At 60.7% G+C, this 15,346-nt stretch carries 15 protein-coding genes; 9 read left to right on the top strand and 6 right to left on the bottom strand.

The features are described 5' to 3' along the window. Positions 1-82 precede the first annotated feature (82 nt). Complete coding sequence (locus tag FNU79_RS16410; protein WP_143721878.1) at positions 83-532, bottom strand: globin family protein; 450 nt, start codon at positions 530-532, stop codon at positions 83-85. Positions 533-974: 442 nt separating this feature from the next. Beyond that, positions 975-1,643, bottom strand: coding sequence for a recombinase family protein (locus tag FNU79_RS16405; RefSeq protein WP_143721877.1), 669 nt, complete (start codon positions 1,641-1,643; stop codon positions 975-977). A 666-nt stretch (positions 1,644-2,309) separates the two neighbouring features. On the opposite strand from FNU79_RS16405, the gene FNU79_RS16400 reads away from it, so the two are divergent. The 7 genes from FNU79_RS16400 to FNU79_RS16370 all read left to right on the top strand — a co-directional run bounded on the left by FNU79_RS16400 (position 2,310) and on the right by FNU79_RS16370 (position 10,001). Then, the gene (locus FNU79_RS16400) at positions 2,310-2,495 is read left to right on the top strand and encodes a hypothetical protein (protein ID WP_143721876.1); all 186 of its coding nucleotides are present in this window, start codon (positions 2,310-2,312) and stop codon (positions 2,493-2,495) included. A 159-nt stretch (positions 2,496-2,654) separates the two neighbouring features. Then, positions 2,655-3,779 (top strand): hypothetical protein, encoded by a 1,125-nt coding sequence (locus FNU79_RS16395; RefSeq protein ID WP_143721875.1) that lies wholly within the window; start codon positions 2,655-2,657, stop codon positions 3,777-3,779. 40 nt (positions 3,780-3,819) lie between these two features. Beyond that, positions 3,820-7,836 carry a beta strand repeat-containing protein gene (locus tag FNU79_RS16390; RefSeq protein ID WP_143721874.1) on the top strand — a complete coding sequence of 1,339 codons (4,017 nt, stop codon included), beginning with the start codon at positions 3,820-3,822 and terminating at the stop codon, positions 7,834-7,836. A gap of 65 nt (positions 7,837-7,901) precedes the next feature. Then, positions 7,902-8,402: a phage tail protein gene (locus FNU79_RS16385; RefSeq protein WP_143721873.1), complete on the top strand. Its 501-nt coding sequence runs from the start codon at positions 7,902-7,904 to the stop codon at positions 8,400-8,402. A gap of 23 nt (positions 8,403-8,425) precedes the next feature. Further along, on the top strand, positions 8,426-8,932 hold the full coding sequence (locus tag FNU79_RS16380; protein ID WP_143721879.1) for a phage tail protein: 507 nt from the start codon (positions 8,426-8,428) through the stop codon (positions 8,930-8,932). A gap of 11 nt (positions 8,933-8,943) precedes the next feature. Beyond that, complete coding sequence (locus FNU79_RS16375; protein WP_143721872.1) at positions 8,944-9,468, top strand: phage tail protein; 525 nt, start codon at positions 8,944-8,946, stop codon at positions 9,466-9,468. 14 nt (positions 9,469-9,482) lie between these two features. Next, positions 9,483-10,001 carry a GNAT family N-acetyltransferase gene (locus tag FNU79_RS16370; protein WP_143721871.1) on the top strand — a complete coding sequence of 173 codons (519 nt, stop codon included), beginning with the start codon at positions 9,483-9,485 and terminating at the stop codon, positions 9,999-10,001. Positions 10,002-10,170: 169 nt separating this feature from the next. Here FNU79_RS16370 and FNU79_RS16365 read toward each other — a convergent pair whose 3' ends face one another. Continuing rightward, the gene (locus FNU79_RS16365) at positions 10,171-12,030 is read right to left on the bottom strand and encodes a tetratricopeptide repeat protein (RefSeq protein WP_143721870.1); all 1,860 of its coding nucleotides are present in this window, start codon (positions 12,028-12,030) and stop codon (positions 10,171-10,173) included. 242 nt (positions 12,031-12,272) lie between these two features. Next, positions 12,273-12,413, bottom strand: coding sequence for a hypothetical protein (locus FNU79_RS19225; protein WP_185974768.1), 141 nt, complete (start codon positions 12,411-12,413; stop codon positions 12,273-12,275). A gap of 63 nt (positions 12,414-12,476) precedes the next feature. Here FNU79_RS19225 and FNU79_RS16360 point away from each other — a divergent pair, with 63 nt between their 5' ends. Further along, complete coding sequence (locus FNU79_RS16360; RefSeq protein WP_143721869.1) at positions 12,477-12,671, top strand: hypothetical protein; 195 nt, start codon at positions 12,477-12,479, stop codon at positions 12,669-12,671. Positions 12,672-13,601: 930 nt separating this feature from the next. Then, on the top strand, positions 13,602-14,417 hold the full coding sequence (locus tag FNU79_RS16355) for a hypothetical protein (protein WP_143721868.1): 816 nt from the start codon (positions 13,602-13,604) through the stop codon (positions 14,415-14,417). Between the two features lie 174 nt (positions 14,418-14,591). Here the strand turns inward: FNU79_RS16355 and FNU79_RS16350 are convergent, their stop codons facing one another. Then, positions 14,592-15,014 carry a helix-turn-helix domain-containing protein gene (locus FNU79_RS16350; RefSeq protein WP_143721867.1) on the bottom strand — a complete coding sequence of 141 codons (423 nt, stop codon included), beginning with the start codon at positions 15,012-15,014 and terminating at the stop codon, positions 14,592-14,594. A gap of 12 nt (positions 15,015-15,026) precedes the next feature. After that, on the bottom strand, positions 15,027-15,335 hold the full coding sequence (locus tag FNU79_RS16345; RefSeq protein ID WP_143721866.1) for a DUF4258 domain-containing protein: 309 nt from the start codon (positions 15,333-15,335) through the stop codon (positions 15,027-15,029). Between the last annotated feature and the right edge of the window lie 11 nt (positions 15,336-15,346).

Here is a 15,346-nt window from a genome sequence, read left to right as displayed (position 1 = left end):
GAAATTAATCGCGCCTCCGTTCGGACAACGCAAAAGCGGCACACCTGCAATTGGGTGTGCCGCTCTTCCTTGCTGCTCGAACTCAGATGAGCGAGCTGCGGGCTGGGCGTGCTTCAGCGAGAGTCACACGGCGGGCGGCCTGCTGCATCGTGTCGGCCACCACCAGGTAGACCGCTTCCCAGGCCAGCCGCACCTGCGCCGTGAACGCCTCGCCCAGCCCCTGTTCCAGCGTCCACAGCAGCGCCTCCCCCACCGTCGCATAGTGTGCTTCGGTCACCCCGTACCCTGCGTGGCGCTCACCGAGGCGTTGCAGGGCAGGCACCACCACTTCGGGCTTGTTGAGGTTGGCCACCGCAACGCCCAGCATCATGATCAGCTTGTGGCCCTGTTCGTTCATGTTGCCCCGGAACAGCGGCTTGAGGCTGGGATCAAGCTCGAACAGGCGGGCATAAAACAGATCGCTGGCGATTTCGGCGATCGGCTGCACCTGCGTGAAGGAGTGCTGCACCAGCTGAACCTGATGGGCGTTCATGGCCGCACCTGGGAGACAGGTCGAAAGGCGTGAGTGGTCTGAAGCAGGGTGCAGTGCATGGGATGTTCCTCCTGCACTGAGCTTAGAAATTGAGCCGTAACCGCTACGTCACCGCTGGCGGTTCCCGTCCGGCTGGAAGGCTGATCAACAGGTTCGGAGCCGTTCACAGCCACTCCTGAAGTGCCCATTCCTTGACCTGTGCCGAGGTTCATGCGGTGACGCCAGAGTTGTGGGCCACTGTGGGAGCCGCGACCAGGTTAGTTTCAAGAGCAGGCAGATCACCGCGAAAGCGGTGTCGCCGCTGATGGACGGACAGACCGGATGCGGCATTCACTTCTCTGCGCCCCCTGGCATTCCTCAGGTGAGCATTGAGGTCGTAGGGCCTTTCTGCCTTTGAGTCACACGACTTCGGCTTCTTCAAGTCGTCTGGATACCGCTACGTTCAGTTCGAGAGCGCCGCGCATCTGAGCAATACGTTCCTAACCTGGGTCGGCTGCCATTGTTTTCCCATGACCGTGCGGTGCCCTTCGAGATTGAGGCGAGTGGCGATCTTCTGCAACGACATGCCCTGTGATCTGAGCAGCTGAATGTAGCCGCTGACCAGCCGGTACACCTCGATGGCCCGCTGCCGCCCGGCCTGTGAACCGCGCTGCCTCGCTTCTGAGGTGAGATTCCCTGGCGTACCGAGTTTGACGCCTCGCATTTTGGCGGCCTGGAGTGCATCTCTGGTTCGGGTCGAGATCATCTTGGCTTCTTGCTCGGCCACAGCGGCAAGGATGTGAACGGTCAACGAGTCCACTTCCGGTAGATCGACGGCCGTGAACTTGACCTTGCTCTCCATCAAACCCGAGACGAAGTGAACGTTACGGGCCAACCGGTCAAGTTTGGCGATCAGCAACTCAGCTCCTTCCCTTCTGGCCTGCTCCAAGGCGCGGGCGAGTTCGGGCCTGTGACGCTTGTTGGTGCCGGTTTCGATTTCCGTGAACGAGGCAATCACTTCGTACCCACGTGACTGGGCGAACCGGGCGACGTTGGCTTGCTGGGCTTCGAGGCCGAGACCGGAGGCGGCTTGTTTTTGGCGGGAGACGCGGTAATAGGCGATGGCGTGCATGAATTGGCCAAGTATAAAGGTTCTCGAATGGTCGTTTGTGTACCTTTATAGTGATGAAGTCCTCAAAATGCCCGCGAGAAATCAAATTGAATCGTCGGTATCCATCGCTCCCTCGCGGCCCACGCTGATTCTGGATCTGGCGGCTGTTCTGCCCACATAGTGCGCCAGAACAAGGACGTGCTGCTGTCTGGCATAGAGCTGGTCTAGGATCCAGTACCGCACGAGCCGAAAGAGCAGAAACCGCCAGTCAATCCACTGGAAATCGGGAACATGATCAAGCTCTATAACAAGCTGTCCCGGGTGGTCCGAGTAGGGGCAGCCTGCAGGGACATCGAGCATCCAGACGGCTACAAGATGGGGAGAACAACGACCGCCTACTGATCTGCCGGAGCCTCGCCGCTCCTGTGTGAGGAAATGATTTGCGCCGCCTCTGTCCATTCAGCCGCAGCAGATCTTCACGAAGCTAGATCCCGCCGTTCCAGAACGTCACCCTGCCGGAGGACAGAACTGCCCACCGCACACCCCAAGAGGTACACTTCACCTACTTGAAGTCGTGTGAACTGGCCGGGTGCTCTACTGATCATGTCATTCTCTGCAAAGTGCTGGCTGACCACCTCTTGCCTCCCCACGCCACCAAACCCCACTCGTCAACTCACCAGAGGGCTTATGAGTCAAAAAGATCTTCAGGACATTGTTACCCCAGACCTCACCGATCCCCGGTCAGCACGGGAGCCTTACACCCCGCCTACAGTAGAAGTCCTAGGCGGATGGACAGCCCTCACGCTGGCCCAGACCGTGCCGATTGTGGTCGGCGGCCTCTTTCCGACGTTCATTAAAGACTTCAGAGAGTAGCAAAAACTTGCGCGAACCCGGTCTTTTTTGGCCGTTCTGATAGAGATTCAACAACTTACTCTTTAGCGTGGCGTCTTATACGGTTAACTGTTCACGTTTTCCTTCTCAGGTCAAAGGAGCGCTCATGCACCCTGTCCTCCATCTCGTGGGCCGCCGGCTATGAAGACCAATCTCAAAGCTCCCTTTGCTCTCAAAAAGGCTGCGCCCCTCACTTTTGGGTTGCTCACCCTTTTCTCGGTGAGTCTGAGCGCCTGTGGACGGGCTCCCGCGACCACAGCGGCAACCCCGCCTGCCGACAACAGTAAGTTGCAGACGCTGGGCGTGGTGGAAGTCACGATTTCAGGAATTGGCGGACCGCAACTGCGCAGCTCGGCGCGTCTGCTCAGACCCGCCTGGCCGCTGGCATTGCCGGAGCAGGCGGCGGGCCTCGATCTCCAGGCGCTCAGCACCAGCGTCTTTAATCTGGGCAGCCGCAACGCGGGCACGGGTGAGCGCTACATCGCCGCCACCTTCAAAGTCCGCAACGCGGGCAGCGACGGCACCGCGTCAAGCGTGGCCCGCAGCAACCTGACCCTGATCGCCGCCAGCAGTGCCAGTGCTCAGGACAGCAGCGCCATCAGCGCCATGAAAACCTTTGACGGCACGTCTATCAATACTGGACTGGCCCGCAGCATCTTGCCGACCCACGCCATGGTGTTTCAGCCCTCCAGCAGCGCCGCTACCCTGTCGAGCGGCGGCGAGGATTTTCAGGTGTTTAGCGAGGCTGAAATCACGCCGAACAACTTCACGCACGCAGGTGTGGCGCTGACCTCCTACGCCGATCTGGGCGTCACCACCGTGTTTCCCTACGGCTACGTCGTGCGCAATCCTACCGCCCCGGCGGGAGCCGCCCAGCGCACCCTCAGCGCCAATCCTGCGGCGGGTCAGTACGACGGGCGGGTGGCGCTCGCCGTCAAGGTACCGCTGCAACCCGATGACCCGGCCAAGACGCCATCTGAGGGAGCCAAACGCGATCCTTTTAGTTTCAGCATGCTGTTCGTGATCGTCGCCGATCCCACCACCAGCGTGACCCAGAGCTTGCAGGAACAGAGTCAGGGGAACACGGCGGTCTACGCCAGAGCCACTGGAGTAGCGGCCACCAACGTCAATGTCTTGCCGGGCAGCAGCGCCGCGCTCGGAAGTTCCGGCGGCGTGACCACCCGGCGTATTTGCCAAGTTCGCACCGCCGGTCTGGTCGGCGATGTCAGCCCCGCCCCCACCTACCTGATCAACACCTGCCCGTGATCCATTTGCCCCGTATCCAGAGCGCCTTGGAGGACACCAGATGAATGCCCACTCCGTGAGTCCCCGGCGTCTGCACTTGGCAGCCTTGCTGCTCGCCGCGCCGCTGCTGCTGCTGAGCGCCTGCAACATGAGCGCCGCCCCCAGCCCCGCTGCCCAACCTTCCAGTGCTCAGTCTCCCAATGGTCAATCTCCCGGCGACGCCGCGCCCACTTCGCCCGCTGCTCCCTCTACCTCGCTGCGGCCCCTGGGCCTGATGCGAATCACGTTCAGCAACATCGGCTCTGGCGACGCTGCGGTCAAGGCTGAACCCCTCCCGGCGGGTGTAACGCCTCAGAGTATCGCCTCGGTGGGCGGCATTCAGTTACAGCCTATCTCGACAGGCTCATTCGTCCTCGGCACACGCGGCGCGGGCGGCATGCGCTACCTGTATGCCACCTTCAAGGTCAGGAACGCCTCGGCAGCAGGCGTGGCCTACGCCACCAACCGCACCAACCTGACGCTGCTGGCCGTGGGAACGCTGGGTGCCGACGGGATGACGGCGCTGAGCTCAGTCAAGAAATTTGATGGCACGCCCGCTGACCCGGCGGTTGCCCCGACCATCTTGCCGACCCACGGCATGACCTTTGACCGCGCCAGCAACCGTGCAGCCTTGCTTGGCGGCGCACAAGACTTGCAGGTCTACTCGGAAGCCGAAGCGGCCTCGCTGCCGCTGCCCGGCGGAGTCACGCGGGCCTTTCCCTACGGCTTCGTGGTGCGCAACTCTGCGGTGTCCAGCAGCCGCACCCTCAGCGCCAATCCAGCCGCCGGGCAGTTTGACGGCGTCGTGACCATCGCCATGAAATTACCGCTCCAGGCCAGCGCGACCGACGATCCGTTCTCGTTTTCGCTCAACGTCGAGGCGGTAGACGACAGCGTGACCCGCGTAACCGAAAGCCCCGAAGAGCAGGGCGCGGGCAGCGGCGCAGCCACGCGGGCCAGTTTGCTGGGCGCGGGCACGCAGGTGGCGACCCTTTGCGGCACCAGTTACAGCGGTTCAAATGACGTATTTGTGGGCTCGGCCACCACGGCGGGCGGCGCAGGCTTTGACCGGCGGGCCCACATCGGCGGCAATATGGCGTTGAGCGGCCCGGTCCCCAGTTACGCCGTATTCGGCAACACCACGGCGAGCGTGGCGGCAAGCAGCGGCCTCCTCTCCAACTACAGAGCCTATCCGCCCACACCCGGCGGCACGGCAGCGACGCTCAGCGCCGCCAGCAGTGCGGGTACGACTCCCGGCAGCAGTCTGAACGTCAGCGGCGACGGCAGTTTCAGCTTCACGCCCAAAGTGGGCGAGGGGAGCGGCAGCACCGACACCATCGGTTACAGCGTATCCGACGGTGCAGGCTGCACGTCCCCGGCACTGACCGCCAGCGCCCCAATCACGGGCCGGGTCTGGTACGCCAAGAACGAAGCGCCCGCCGGGGGCGATGGCCGCTCAGCTACGCCGTTTCAGTCGCTCGCTTCGGCGGTGGCAGCGTCCAGCGCAGGTGACACGCTGTACGTTTACCGGGGCGACGGCACCAGCGCCAACCAGAGTTCGGGCCTGAAGCTCAAAGCCAATCAGCGCTTGATCGGCTCCGGTGCGGCGCTGACCCTCGGCGCGGCGACTTTAAGGCCCGCCGATGCCAGTGGAGCGCCGACGCTGGGAGCCGTCAGCCTGTCGACCAACAACGAACTCAGCGGCCTGGGGATCGTTAGCAGCGGCACCGGCATCAGCGGCAGCAACTTCGGCACCCTGACCAGCAGCGCCGTGTCGGTCAGCGCAGCGGGTGGGCCAGCCCTCGATCTGAATAGCGGCGCAGTGGCGGGCAGTCTGAGCAGTCTGTCCAGCACGGGCAGCAGTGCAGCGGGCCTCAATCTCACAAACTTGACAGGCAGCTTGACCATTGGCGGCGGCAGCATCAGCGGCGCGGCGGGCAGCGCTTTCAATGTCAGCGGGGGCAGCGTCAGTGTCACCGATAGCGGAAGCGTCACCCAGGGTAACAATGCCGCCTTGCTCAGCGTCTCCGGCAAACACAGCGGCACCCTGACCTTCAACGGAGCGCTCAGCGCCACCAACGGCTCCGGCTTGCAGTTCGACGACGCCGACGGAACGTATAACGTCAACGCAGCGGGCAGCAGCCTGACCTTAAACGGCGGCAACGCGGGCCTGAACATCACGAACGACTCAAGCGGCACCTTCAACTTTGCCAGTTCAGCGGGCAGCGCCAGCATCACCAACCCGTCGGGGACGGCCATCACGGTCAATTTCAGCCAGCCAACCCTGAACTACGGCGGCTCGATCACCAAAACCAACGGCTCCAATGGCTTGGTCATTGACGGCAACGCGGGCGGCACCCTGACCTTCAGCGGCGCGAGTAAGCAGATCAGCTCCACGGGAAGCAATGTGCCCGTCAACTTGACCAACAACAACGCGGCCACCATCAATTTCACGGGCGGCGGCCTGGTACTCAGCAGTGCCAGTGGCACCGGCTTTAACGCCAGTAATAGCGGCACGGTCAGCGTCTCGGGCAGCGGCAATAGCGTGATTTCGTCGGGCGGTGCGGCCGTCAACGTCTTCGCCAGCAGGATCGGCAGTGCCAACCTCAACTTTCAGAGCGTCTCTGCCAACGGCGGCGGCAACGGCATTGTCCTAGACAACACCGGCAGCATCGGCGGCCTGAAGGTGACCGGCACCGGCGCGGCGGGTTCAGGCGGCACCATCCAGAACACCAGTGGCGGCGACGGAGCGCAGACCGGAAACGGCGTGTACCTGCATAACACCAGCGGCGTCGACCTCAAGGACATGAACCTCAGCAATCACACCAACAACGCCGTCTACGGTTCAGGCGTGCGTGGCCTGACCCTCAACGACGTGAACACCTCCGGTAACAACGGCAGCAGCAATTCGCTGACCTATGAGGAGTCCAGCGTTCATCTGGTCGATCTGGGCGGCACCGTCAGTATCACCAACTCGGTTCTCAATGGAGGCGCGTATGACGGCGTCGTCGTTCGAAATGACACCGGTACCAGCCCGGTCCTCAATCTAACGTTCTCCAACAACACCATCTCGCAGATGCAAGGCTCCGTAAATGATGTACGGAACACCGCCTTTCAGGTCATTGCCAATGACGGCACGGCCAATGTCACGGCGCTGAGTAACTTGCTTACTTACTGGTGGGGCAACGCCATGCAGGTGTCGATTCAGGGCAATGCCACCGGCACGGCAGCGCTGCGCAGTAACAGAGCGCTTCAGACGAGTGGAGCGCTGGCCGCAGCGGGCGGAATCGAAGTCAACGGCGGCAATCTCACCTTCGATATTTCAAACAACACCGTCGCCTTCACCAACGGCACAGCCATCAGCATCGACAAGAACCCAGGAAATACGTACCTCAACGGGACCATCAGCGGCAATCAGGTGGGCTACGCGGCGGCGTCCGGCGGCCCCGGCGGCTCACCCCCTCAGGGCGGTTCGTGGCCGTCCAACAGCAATTCCGGCTCGGCGGCAGGCACCGGCATTTACGCGTCGCACACGGGCCTCAACACCACCACCCTCAAGATCAGCAACAACACCATTCGCCAGATCAACGGAACGCAGGCCATCTGGGCGCTGATCGGCGATGACCAGGGCGGCGGAGGCGGCAACAGCGGCAGTATGAACGCCACCATCACGGGCAACAACATCGCCGAGGAAGGCACGTTGGTCAACGCTCAGCGTACTGGGATCATTGTGCAGTCGGGCCGTGCGTCCGGCGTTCCAGCAGGGAGCTTTCCTGATAAAGATCTGCTCTGCGCCGATCTTTCTGGCAACAGCATCACCAACTTCAACTCCCGGATTCGTCCGAATCAGCGCTTTAACACCAAGATGTCCTTGCCCGGCTACACTGGAATCAGCGGGGATACGGCGGGGGTCAATACCTACTTGACCAATCGCAATCCTGGGACAGTAAATCGGGCGGCGGCCACCGTGTCTGGTGGTGGCGGCTTCTTCAATACCCCCGGAGGTGCTGCCTGTCCCCAACCGACCGTCTTGCCCTGAATTCGCCCCAAATTTACGCGCCGCCGCAACCTCCTTCAGTGCGGCGCGGCTGAAAGGAGAGCGCCGTGGCTGAGCCGTTTTTGAGTGAAATCCGCTTGATGAGTTTCGTCTTTCCGCCCAACGGCTGGGCCCTTTGCGATGGGCAACTCTTGCCGATCAACCAGAACCAAGCACTGTTTTCCCTGCTAGGGACCGCTTACGGCGGTGATGGGCGCGTCACGTTTGCGCTGCCTGATCTACGAGGCCGCGTGCCGGTAAAAGAGAGCAGCGAGATGATACGGGGGCAGAAGCTCGGCGCACCGAGCGTCACATTGACGCAAGATCAACTGCCCAAACACACGCACATGGTACAGGCGTCCAGCAACGCGGCGGGTACGCAGTCCGATCCGTCGGGAGCGCTGCTGGCTCCGGTCAACGGTGGGTACGGCGCACCGGCTGCCCTGACCCCATTGGAACCGAGCAGCGTGACGTCGGTGGGGGGCAGCCAGCCCCATGACAACATGCAACCGTACCTCACACTGTCGTTTTGCATCGCGCTGACTGGCATTTTTCCGTCCCCGAACTGAACCGAGCCTCAGGAGGCATGCAGATGGCCGACCCCTACATTGGAGAAATTCGGATCTTTGCCGGAAACTTTGCACCCATCGGCTGGGCTTTTTGCGACGGCCAATCCCTGGCGATCGCTGATTACGACACGCTCTTTAATCTGATTGGCACGACATATGGCGGTGATGGTCAGTCCACCTTCAACCTGCCGGACCTCCGCAGCCGTGTCCCTGTGCATCAGGGCAGCGGTTTTATCCTGGCCCAGATGGGCGGTGAGGAGCAGGTGACCCTCAGCGTTCAGCAGATGCCCACCCACACCCATACGTTGGCCGCCAACACCAATGCGGGCAGCAGCGCTTCACCTTCCGGCGCACTCCTGGCCCAGACCAGCGGCGGCGTGCAGCTGTACTACGAGGGACAAGCCACTGATCCCATGAATAGCGCCGCGATTCTTCCGGTGGGCGGCCACCAGCCGCACGACAACATCCAGCCGTACTTGTGCCTGAATTTCATCATTTCGCTGTTCGGTATTTATCCCAGCCCCAGTTAAAGGAGCAAAACATGGATCCATTCGTAGCGGAAATTCGGATTTTCCCTTTTGGTTTTGCGCCAACGGGCTGGGCGCTGTGCAACGGGCAGTTGATTCCCATTTCTCAGAACACGGCGCTGTTCTCGTTGCTGGGCACCACCTACGGCGGCGATGGGAAAAGCACGTTCGGGCTGCCTAACTTGCAAGGCAGTGTGCCGGTCATGCCGGGCCAAGGGTCTGGGCTGTCGACCTACGCGCTGGGGCAGAGCGGCGGCAGTGCGAACGTCACGTTGCTGAACGAGCAGATGCCAGCGCACACTCATTTCCAGATGGCCGATGCCCTTGACCCGGCAGACCTCAATATCCCGGCCAGCACTCGCGTCCTGGCGCAGTCTCAGGGCGTCTTTGCCTATCAGCCCAGCACCGCCAACACCGTGCAGATGGCCCAGCCATCCCTGACGCCGGTCGGTGAAAGCCAGCCACACACCAACGTGATGCCGTCGCTGGTCTTCAATTTCTGCATCGCCCTGCAAGGTATTTACCCGCAGCGCCCCTGAGCAGCCCACCTCGCATGCCTGATCCTCGTGTCCCTGAACTGCGCCTGCGCCCGCTTCCACCGGACGTTGGCTCTTTTTTGGAGCAGTTGTACGCCACCAACCGTGAAGCTGAATTCAGCCAGGTGCAGTGGCCCGACGCCCAGAAGCGGGTCTTCTTGCAGCAGCAGTTTCAGCTGCAAGACCGCGCATACCGCGCTCAGTTTCCCGGCACGGCGTTTGAGCTTATTGTGCTGGATGGGCGCTGGGTGGGGAGGCTCTCTGTCTGGGAAGGTGCTAAAGAAATCCACTTACTGGAGATTGCTCTGCTTCCTGAAGCTCAGCGGCGGGGAATTGGGACGCAGATCATGGAGCTGCTGCTGCACCGCGCCGCCGTGCAACACAAGCCTGTGACGCTGCACGTTCAGGTCAGTAACCCGGCTTTGGCGTGGTATCAGCGGCTCGGCTTCGTCCAGCAGACTGGGGACGGTGTGTACTGGTCGATGCGCTGGGGCGCTAAAGTGCGTCTGAAAACTCTGTCATTAGAGGATGATTAAGAGCAGAGAATGCGTTCAGGACGCATTCTCTGCTTTATAGTTGCCAGTCGACGAACCATCAGCCGGATCATCACCTCGAACACCAATGCCGTACCGGAGGATGAGTTTCAAGCCCCCTCAAAAACTGTCGGGTACTGAGCAACGAGAGAAAAGGTGGGAAAATTGACCTTTACTCCAAAGCTCTCACCATACGCAGGACGGCCTGTACGGTGGGATTCCCTTCTGCGGCCGCTTGCTCAAGGTGTGCCCGTAGCAGCGCATGAACCTCGCTCCGCACCTCCGCTACCCACTCGCCGCGAGCAGCCGCAAGAAACTGACCCCTGACGGCGATAGGCCCACTCTGCCGTACACCCGGAGCGGGAAAGGACGGCGGCACCCAGGACACTGAGACGTCCAGCAGTGGGTTGAGTCGGTAGCGCTGCCGTTCCAGCTGCACCGGCTCAGTACCCTCGGGCAGGAGAGGTTCGAGAACCGCACGCAGCGCCCTGAGTGTTTTTTTGAAGTTGTCGGTGGTCTTGTCGTCGGTACGCGCCTCAAACAAGGCGTTCAGGATGTCACTTCTCGATGCCGGGCCGTGCAGTGCGAGGAACGCGAGCAGTTCACCCGCCCGTTTCAGCGGGAAGCGCAGCACGTCCCGCCCGGCGTAGACCTCCAGTGGGCCGAGCAGTTCCAGCCTGACCGCGACGGTGCCTTCCAGCGGCTGACTGAACACGGCTTCCAGCCGCTCGCGCCAGCCCGGCTGCTCACCCAGCCACCTCAGCGTGTCCGCCATCACTGGCGCGTCCGTCACCAGGGGATAGTCGTTGTGTGCCGTTTCGAGTGCTGCGTCCAGCGCTGCTGTTCCCGGAATCTGGCCACCCCGGCGGGCGAGGGCGATACGGTAGAGGGGCAACCGCGCTTGGTCCCACGTGACGAGCAGGTGTTCCATCTCCTGAGCACGGTCAAACTGCTGTTCAGCCTCCACAGTGTCGCCTTTCGTCCAGGCCAGTACGCCAGCAGTGAGGTAGGTCTGCGCCTGATACCGGCGGTCCTCGCCGATCCGTGCCTGCGCGTTCTGCAGAGCCTCTTGTGCGGCGTGTGGCTGGCCGTCGAAGGCGAGCCGCTCGGCCCCCATCAATCGGGCCGTGATCTCAGACCCCGGTAACTCGGCCTCGCACAAAAGGGCGACCGCGTGCGCCGTGGAAGCCAGCGCGGCACTGTGCATCCCGTACTGGTGATGGAGGATCGCCGTGGAGAGCGCCAGCCAGCCTCGGTGACGCGTGGATCTGACTGGGAGTTCTCGGGCCTCAGCCAGCGCCTGCTCTGCTTCCCGGGGACGGCCCCAGTCGATCAGATTCTGCGCGTAATTGTTGAGGTGCACGACCAACTGTCCCTGATCGCCGAGGCGTCTCAGGATATGGAGGGAACGCAGAAAGTACCGTTGCGCCTCAGCAACGTTGCTTTCATGGCTGTAACTCTCTGCAATCAACGCGTTCGCGATCCCCACATGTCGGGATTTCCCATTGCGTTGCGCCAGTTGCAGCATCTCCTGAGCGCTCCCTCGGGCAGCGAGAGCCTCCCCGAGGGACAGCAGGGTGGCCGCATAGACATGCAGGAGGAGCATGCGGTCCGTGGGCTGCAACTCCATCTGAAGACCCTCAAGCATGACTTGCATGGCAAGGTCGTCAAGACCGTCAAGTTGGCGAGTATCAGCAACAAAGTAGATCAACCGGAAGTTGCGTTCACCGGCCTCATACGCAGTTTCGGCCTCCTGGCGCGCCTGCACCGCCTCCTCACGGGTTCCACCCTTTCTCTGTGATAGCCAGTACATCGCCCGGACACGTGGGTTCACCCACACGTCCGGCAGACTGTTGATCAGGGCCTGGGCACCCGCGTGATCGTTCAGGTTCATGAGTTTGCCGACGTGATCCTCCAGCAACTCAGCGGCAGCAGCGAGATCGCCCGCCTCCCGCAGTGCCCCGATCTCTTGCCGGATGTCAGATGGAGAGACTTGGATGAGACTGGTTTCAGCAGTAGCGGGAGAAGACATGGGGCAACTCTATAGGGTACGCGGCGACCTGTCTTCCCCCTTTTTTCCCCCCACCCTTCTGTATCGTTCTATACATGAAGAGACTCATGATTATGACAGCGGCAGCGATGGCAGTGTTAGGCGCGGGGGTAGTGGGAGCACAGACGTGGATGAGCACAAGCGGGTCTTATAAGTACGTGCTTAATGGCTGTACTCGAGTGGATGCACAGACAATGGCATGTAGCGCAAATGTGACTTACGTATCAGAGGGCACTGATGTCAAAAATTTCGACTTCGGTGACTTTAAAGCTGTTGATGCTGCGGGGCGTGAGTACACCCCTATCTGGGCTTCCATTGCAGACGGCGAGCACATCGAGAGCGGTGGGCAGTACACAGGCATTCATAGCAACATGTACCAAGACTTACCCGTCAAAATCACGATGGCTTTTGCATACACTGGTAAAACAGTGCCTCGCCTGGTGTTTAATGCCAACGTGTTGAGCAACGTGAAGGTGATGAGTCTTCAAGCACCTACTCCCAGTCCCACAACCACCACGACTGCCCCTGTCAACACCAGCGCTTACAACGCGGTGCTGACCAACTGCAAGTCTGGCGCGAACGGCACACTGACCTGCGGCGCGACCCTCACACCTCGCCGCTGATCTCCCGAAGCAGCGACGTCGGAGACCACCAAGTTCGCCCCTTGCCTACCCGGTGCCTGTACGCTCTATGACTGCACGCACCAGAGCGGTGGTCTTGTGCGGTCATGCTCGAAATCGGACACTGACCTCCGCAGTCATTTAGAAGTGGGGAACACCGTGAAAAAGTTTTTGATCCTGACTCTGACCGCTCCCTCCGCTCTCGCTGCTTGAGGAGGTAGAGGAAAAGACACTCCGTCCAGCCCCAATCCCAACCAAGCAGCCAATGTGTCTGCCCGCATTCCTACAGTGAGCGCCAGACCCAGCTCCTGAAACCGGGCATGAATGTTTGACTGCTGATGTTTGGCCTGTGAGTGTATATCGACTGGAAGCTGCTAATCGAGTCGTAGCGCCAGATCTTGCAGGGCTACCGCAAAGTCGCAAATCGGTTGGCGAAAGAAAAGGTATTCGGAGAAGGGGCGAGGTTTTCTGTCGTGTTTATCTCCTAAAATCAGGCGTCCATTTGAAGCGACTTGGCAAACGCCAGATCCAACGTTGCCTCTGACGGACTTTGCGGTAGCCCTGCTCAGCCTGTGGCTTGAACCGTACGCCAGATATTTGAGATGTTAAAGTGAGAGTGACATGAGTAGAATACATACCGAGAACCGTTTGATGTGACCAGGATGCATCTAAGTACGGCCAGACTACCGTTTCGGGATTCCGCGTCTTGAGCAGAACGGCACCTATCGGGCCTGCCCGCCAAAAGCGCTCCACCTCTGCACTCTCGTCTGGCCGTACTTTTTCACCTTCTCGCTCCGCTCGGTTTACCTAAAGATAAACGTTGTTGTACTTAGTTGTACTTGACTGCTCTCAGTTCACTGCTGATGCACCGTGCAACTGCCAGTCTGCAACGCCTGTAACATCTCTCCCGCCTCTCATTCATCAAGGAGAGCCATGAAGAACTACACCACGACCGCCGCACTGATCTTTCTCGGCAGCGTTCTGCTCGCGTCTTGCGGATCAACCACGCCCGCCAACACGGGTGGGGGAACGACGCCTCCGACGACCACCAACCCGCCAGTCGGGGGAAACCCCGAGAATCCAAAAACCGCCCAGACGATGAGTGGACAGATCATTCTGAGTCAAACTGGAAGCCGTCAAACCGGAATCCCCGACAGCCGCGCCGCTGACGCGCTGCTGACGTTCAGTAGTCCCGGCAGCAACACGGCCATAAACGCCCAACTCGCATCGTTGAGCGACGCCGCGAGCGGTGTCCCCGTGCAGAGCAGCACCAAAGTCATCAAGGAAGGCAGCAAGTACGTGTACGCCCTGAAACTTCCAGAAAATCCCACGCTGCTCGCTCCCAATCCATTCATTGACATGGCTGTCAAATCCCAGACGAAATGCACGGCCGCCAGCGTGAACATCAGCCAACCCAGCGCGAAAGCAGCCCTCTCGGGGCTGGAACTCAGCAGCCTGACCGGAGACGGAAGTCTCTCCATCAACGTCACCGAGAACGCCGCCACCAAAACGACCACCAGCGCTTACCTGATGTACTCGGATTCCGACGTGAATGTCAGCGCAAACGCCGTATGCAGTGGCGACACCACTGGGAACACGGGAACCGAAACCCTGAGCATCAACATGCAGTTGGTCAAAGGCTGGAACCTCGTGACGCAGGCCACCACCTTCGGACCCAGCACGACCACCTTCAACTACACCTCCAGCACCAACCTGAACAACCTGACCCTGACGCCGCGCGGCCTGTAAGGATTTTCCCTCCAAATTCGCTGATATCGAAAGCGAAAAGCTCAAAATCAAACTGATTTTCACAACTTTGACCCAGGGGACAAGTCCCCTGGGTCAAAGTTGTGAAACAACAGCGAGCGACGCTGCTCAGGAAACCTGAAAGTCCGGTACGGGTGGAAGTTCCCGCTGTCAAGCTCAAGCGGAGCGTTTTGGAACCAGCCGCACTTCCACGTCCATCTCCAGCACCTCAGCCATGCGGCGCAAGGTTTCCATCCCATGCGCGTGGTAATCGGGACTGAGCCAGCGTGACACCACTGGCGGCGTCACGCCGAGTTGTTGGGCCACCTGAGCGCCGCTCATTCGCCGCAGTCTCAATGCTCGCCGCAGTTCCAAGCTGACCGGATCAGGAGCGGGCGCGAGTGGCAGGTACTGAAGTTCCAGCACCTGCACATTTGGTTTAGCGGCCTCAACAGCTCGGGCAATCAGCAGATCCAGATCGCGCATCACTTTGAGGTCGAAGCCGAGTTCCTCACCGTCAGCGCTGAAGGTGGTCGGCACACCGAAGACCGTGACCGAGAGGCCACGCTGCTGGGTTTGGTAAGTGGTGAATTGCTGCATCCGTCCCTCCTTTCAGTTCGCCATCACGGTGATGACAAGGTAATACCGTTCTTTCCAGCCGATTTTGGCCCGTACGCGCACGTCACCGAAGTACCGGTCAAAATTGAGACCAGGTGCGCGAGTTCCACCGGGAAGGTCTTTGGTGATCTCATCAGGAAAACTGATGGCGTCAAGGACATCGCCGAGGGTGAGGGCGTCGAGACTGAGTTCTTCACGGGCATGCCGGGTAAAGATCAACGTCTCCTGATCGATGGCGTCCCAGATCGCCTCGACTTCCCAGTCCAGCACGGCGTCGGTGGTGAAATCGAAACCCTCGGGCACGCCATGATGTT

The organism is Deinococcus detaillensis (assembly GCF_007280555.1).
In the GTDB taxonomy this organism is placed as follows: Bacteria; Deinococcota; Deinococci; order Deinococcales; family Deinococcaceae; genus Deinococcus; species Deinococcus detaillensis.
The sequence above is the reverse complement of the archived record's forward strand: the minus strand, read 5'-3'. Positions and strand labels throughout refer to the sequence as shown.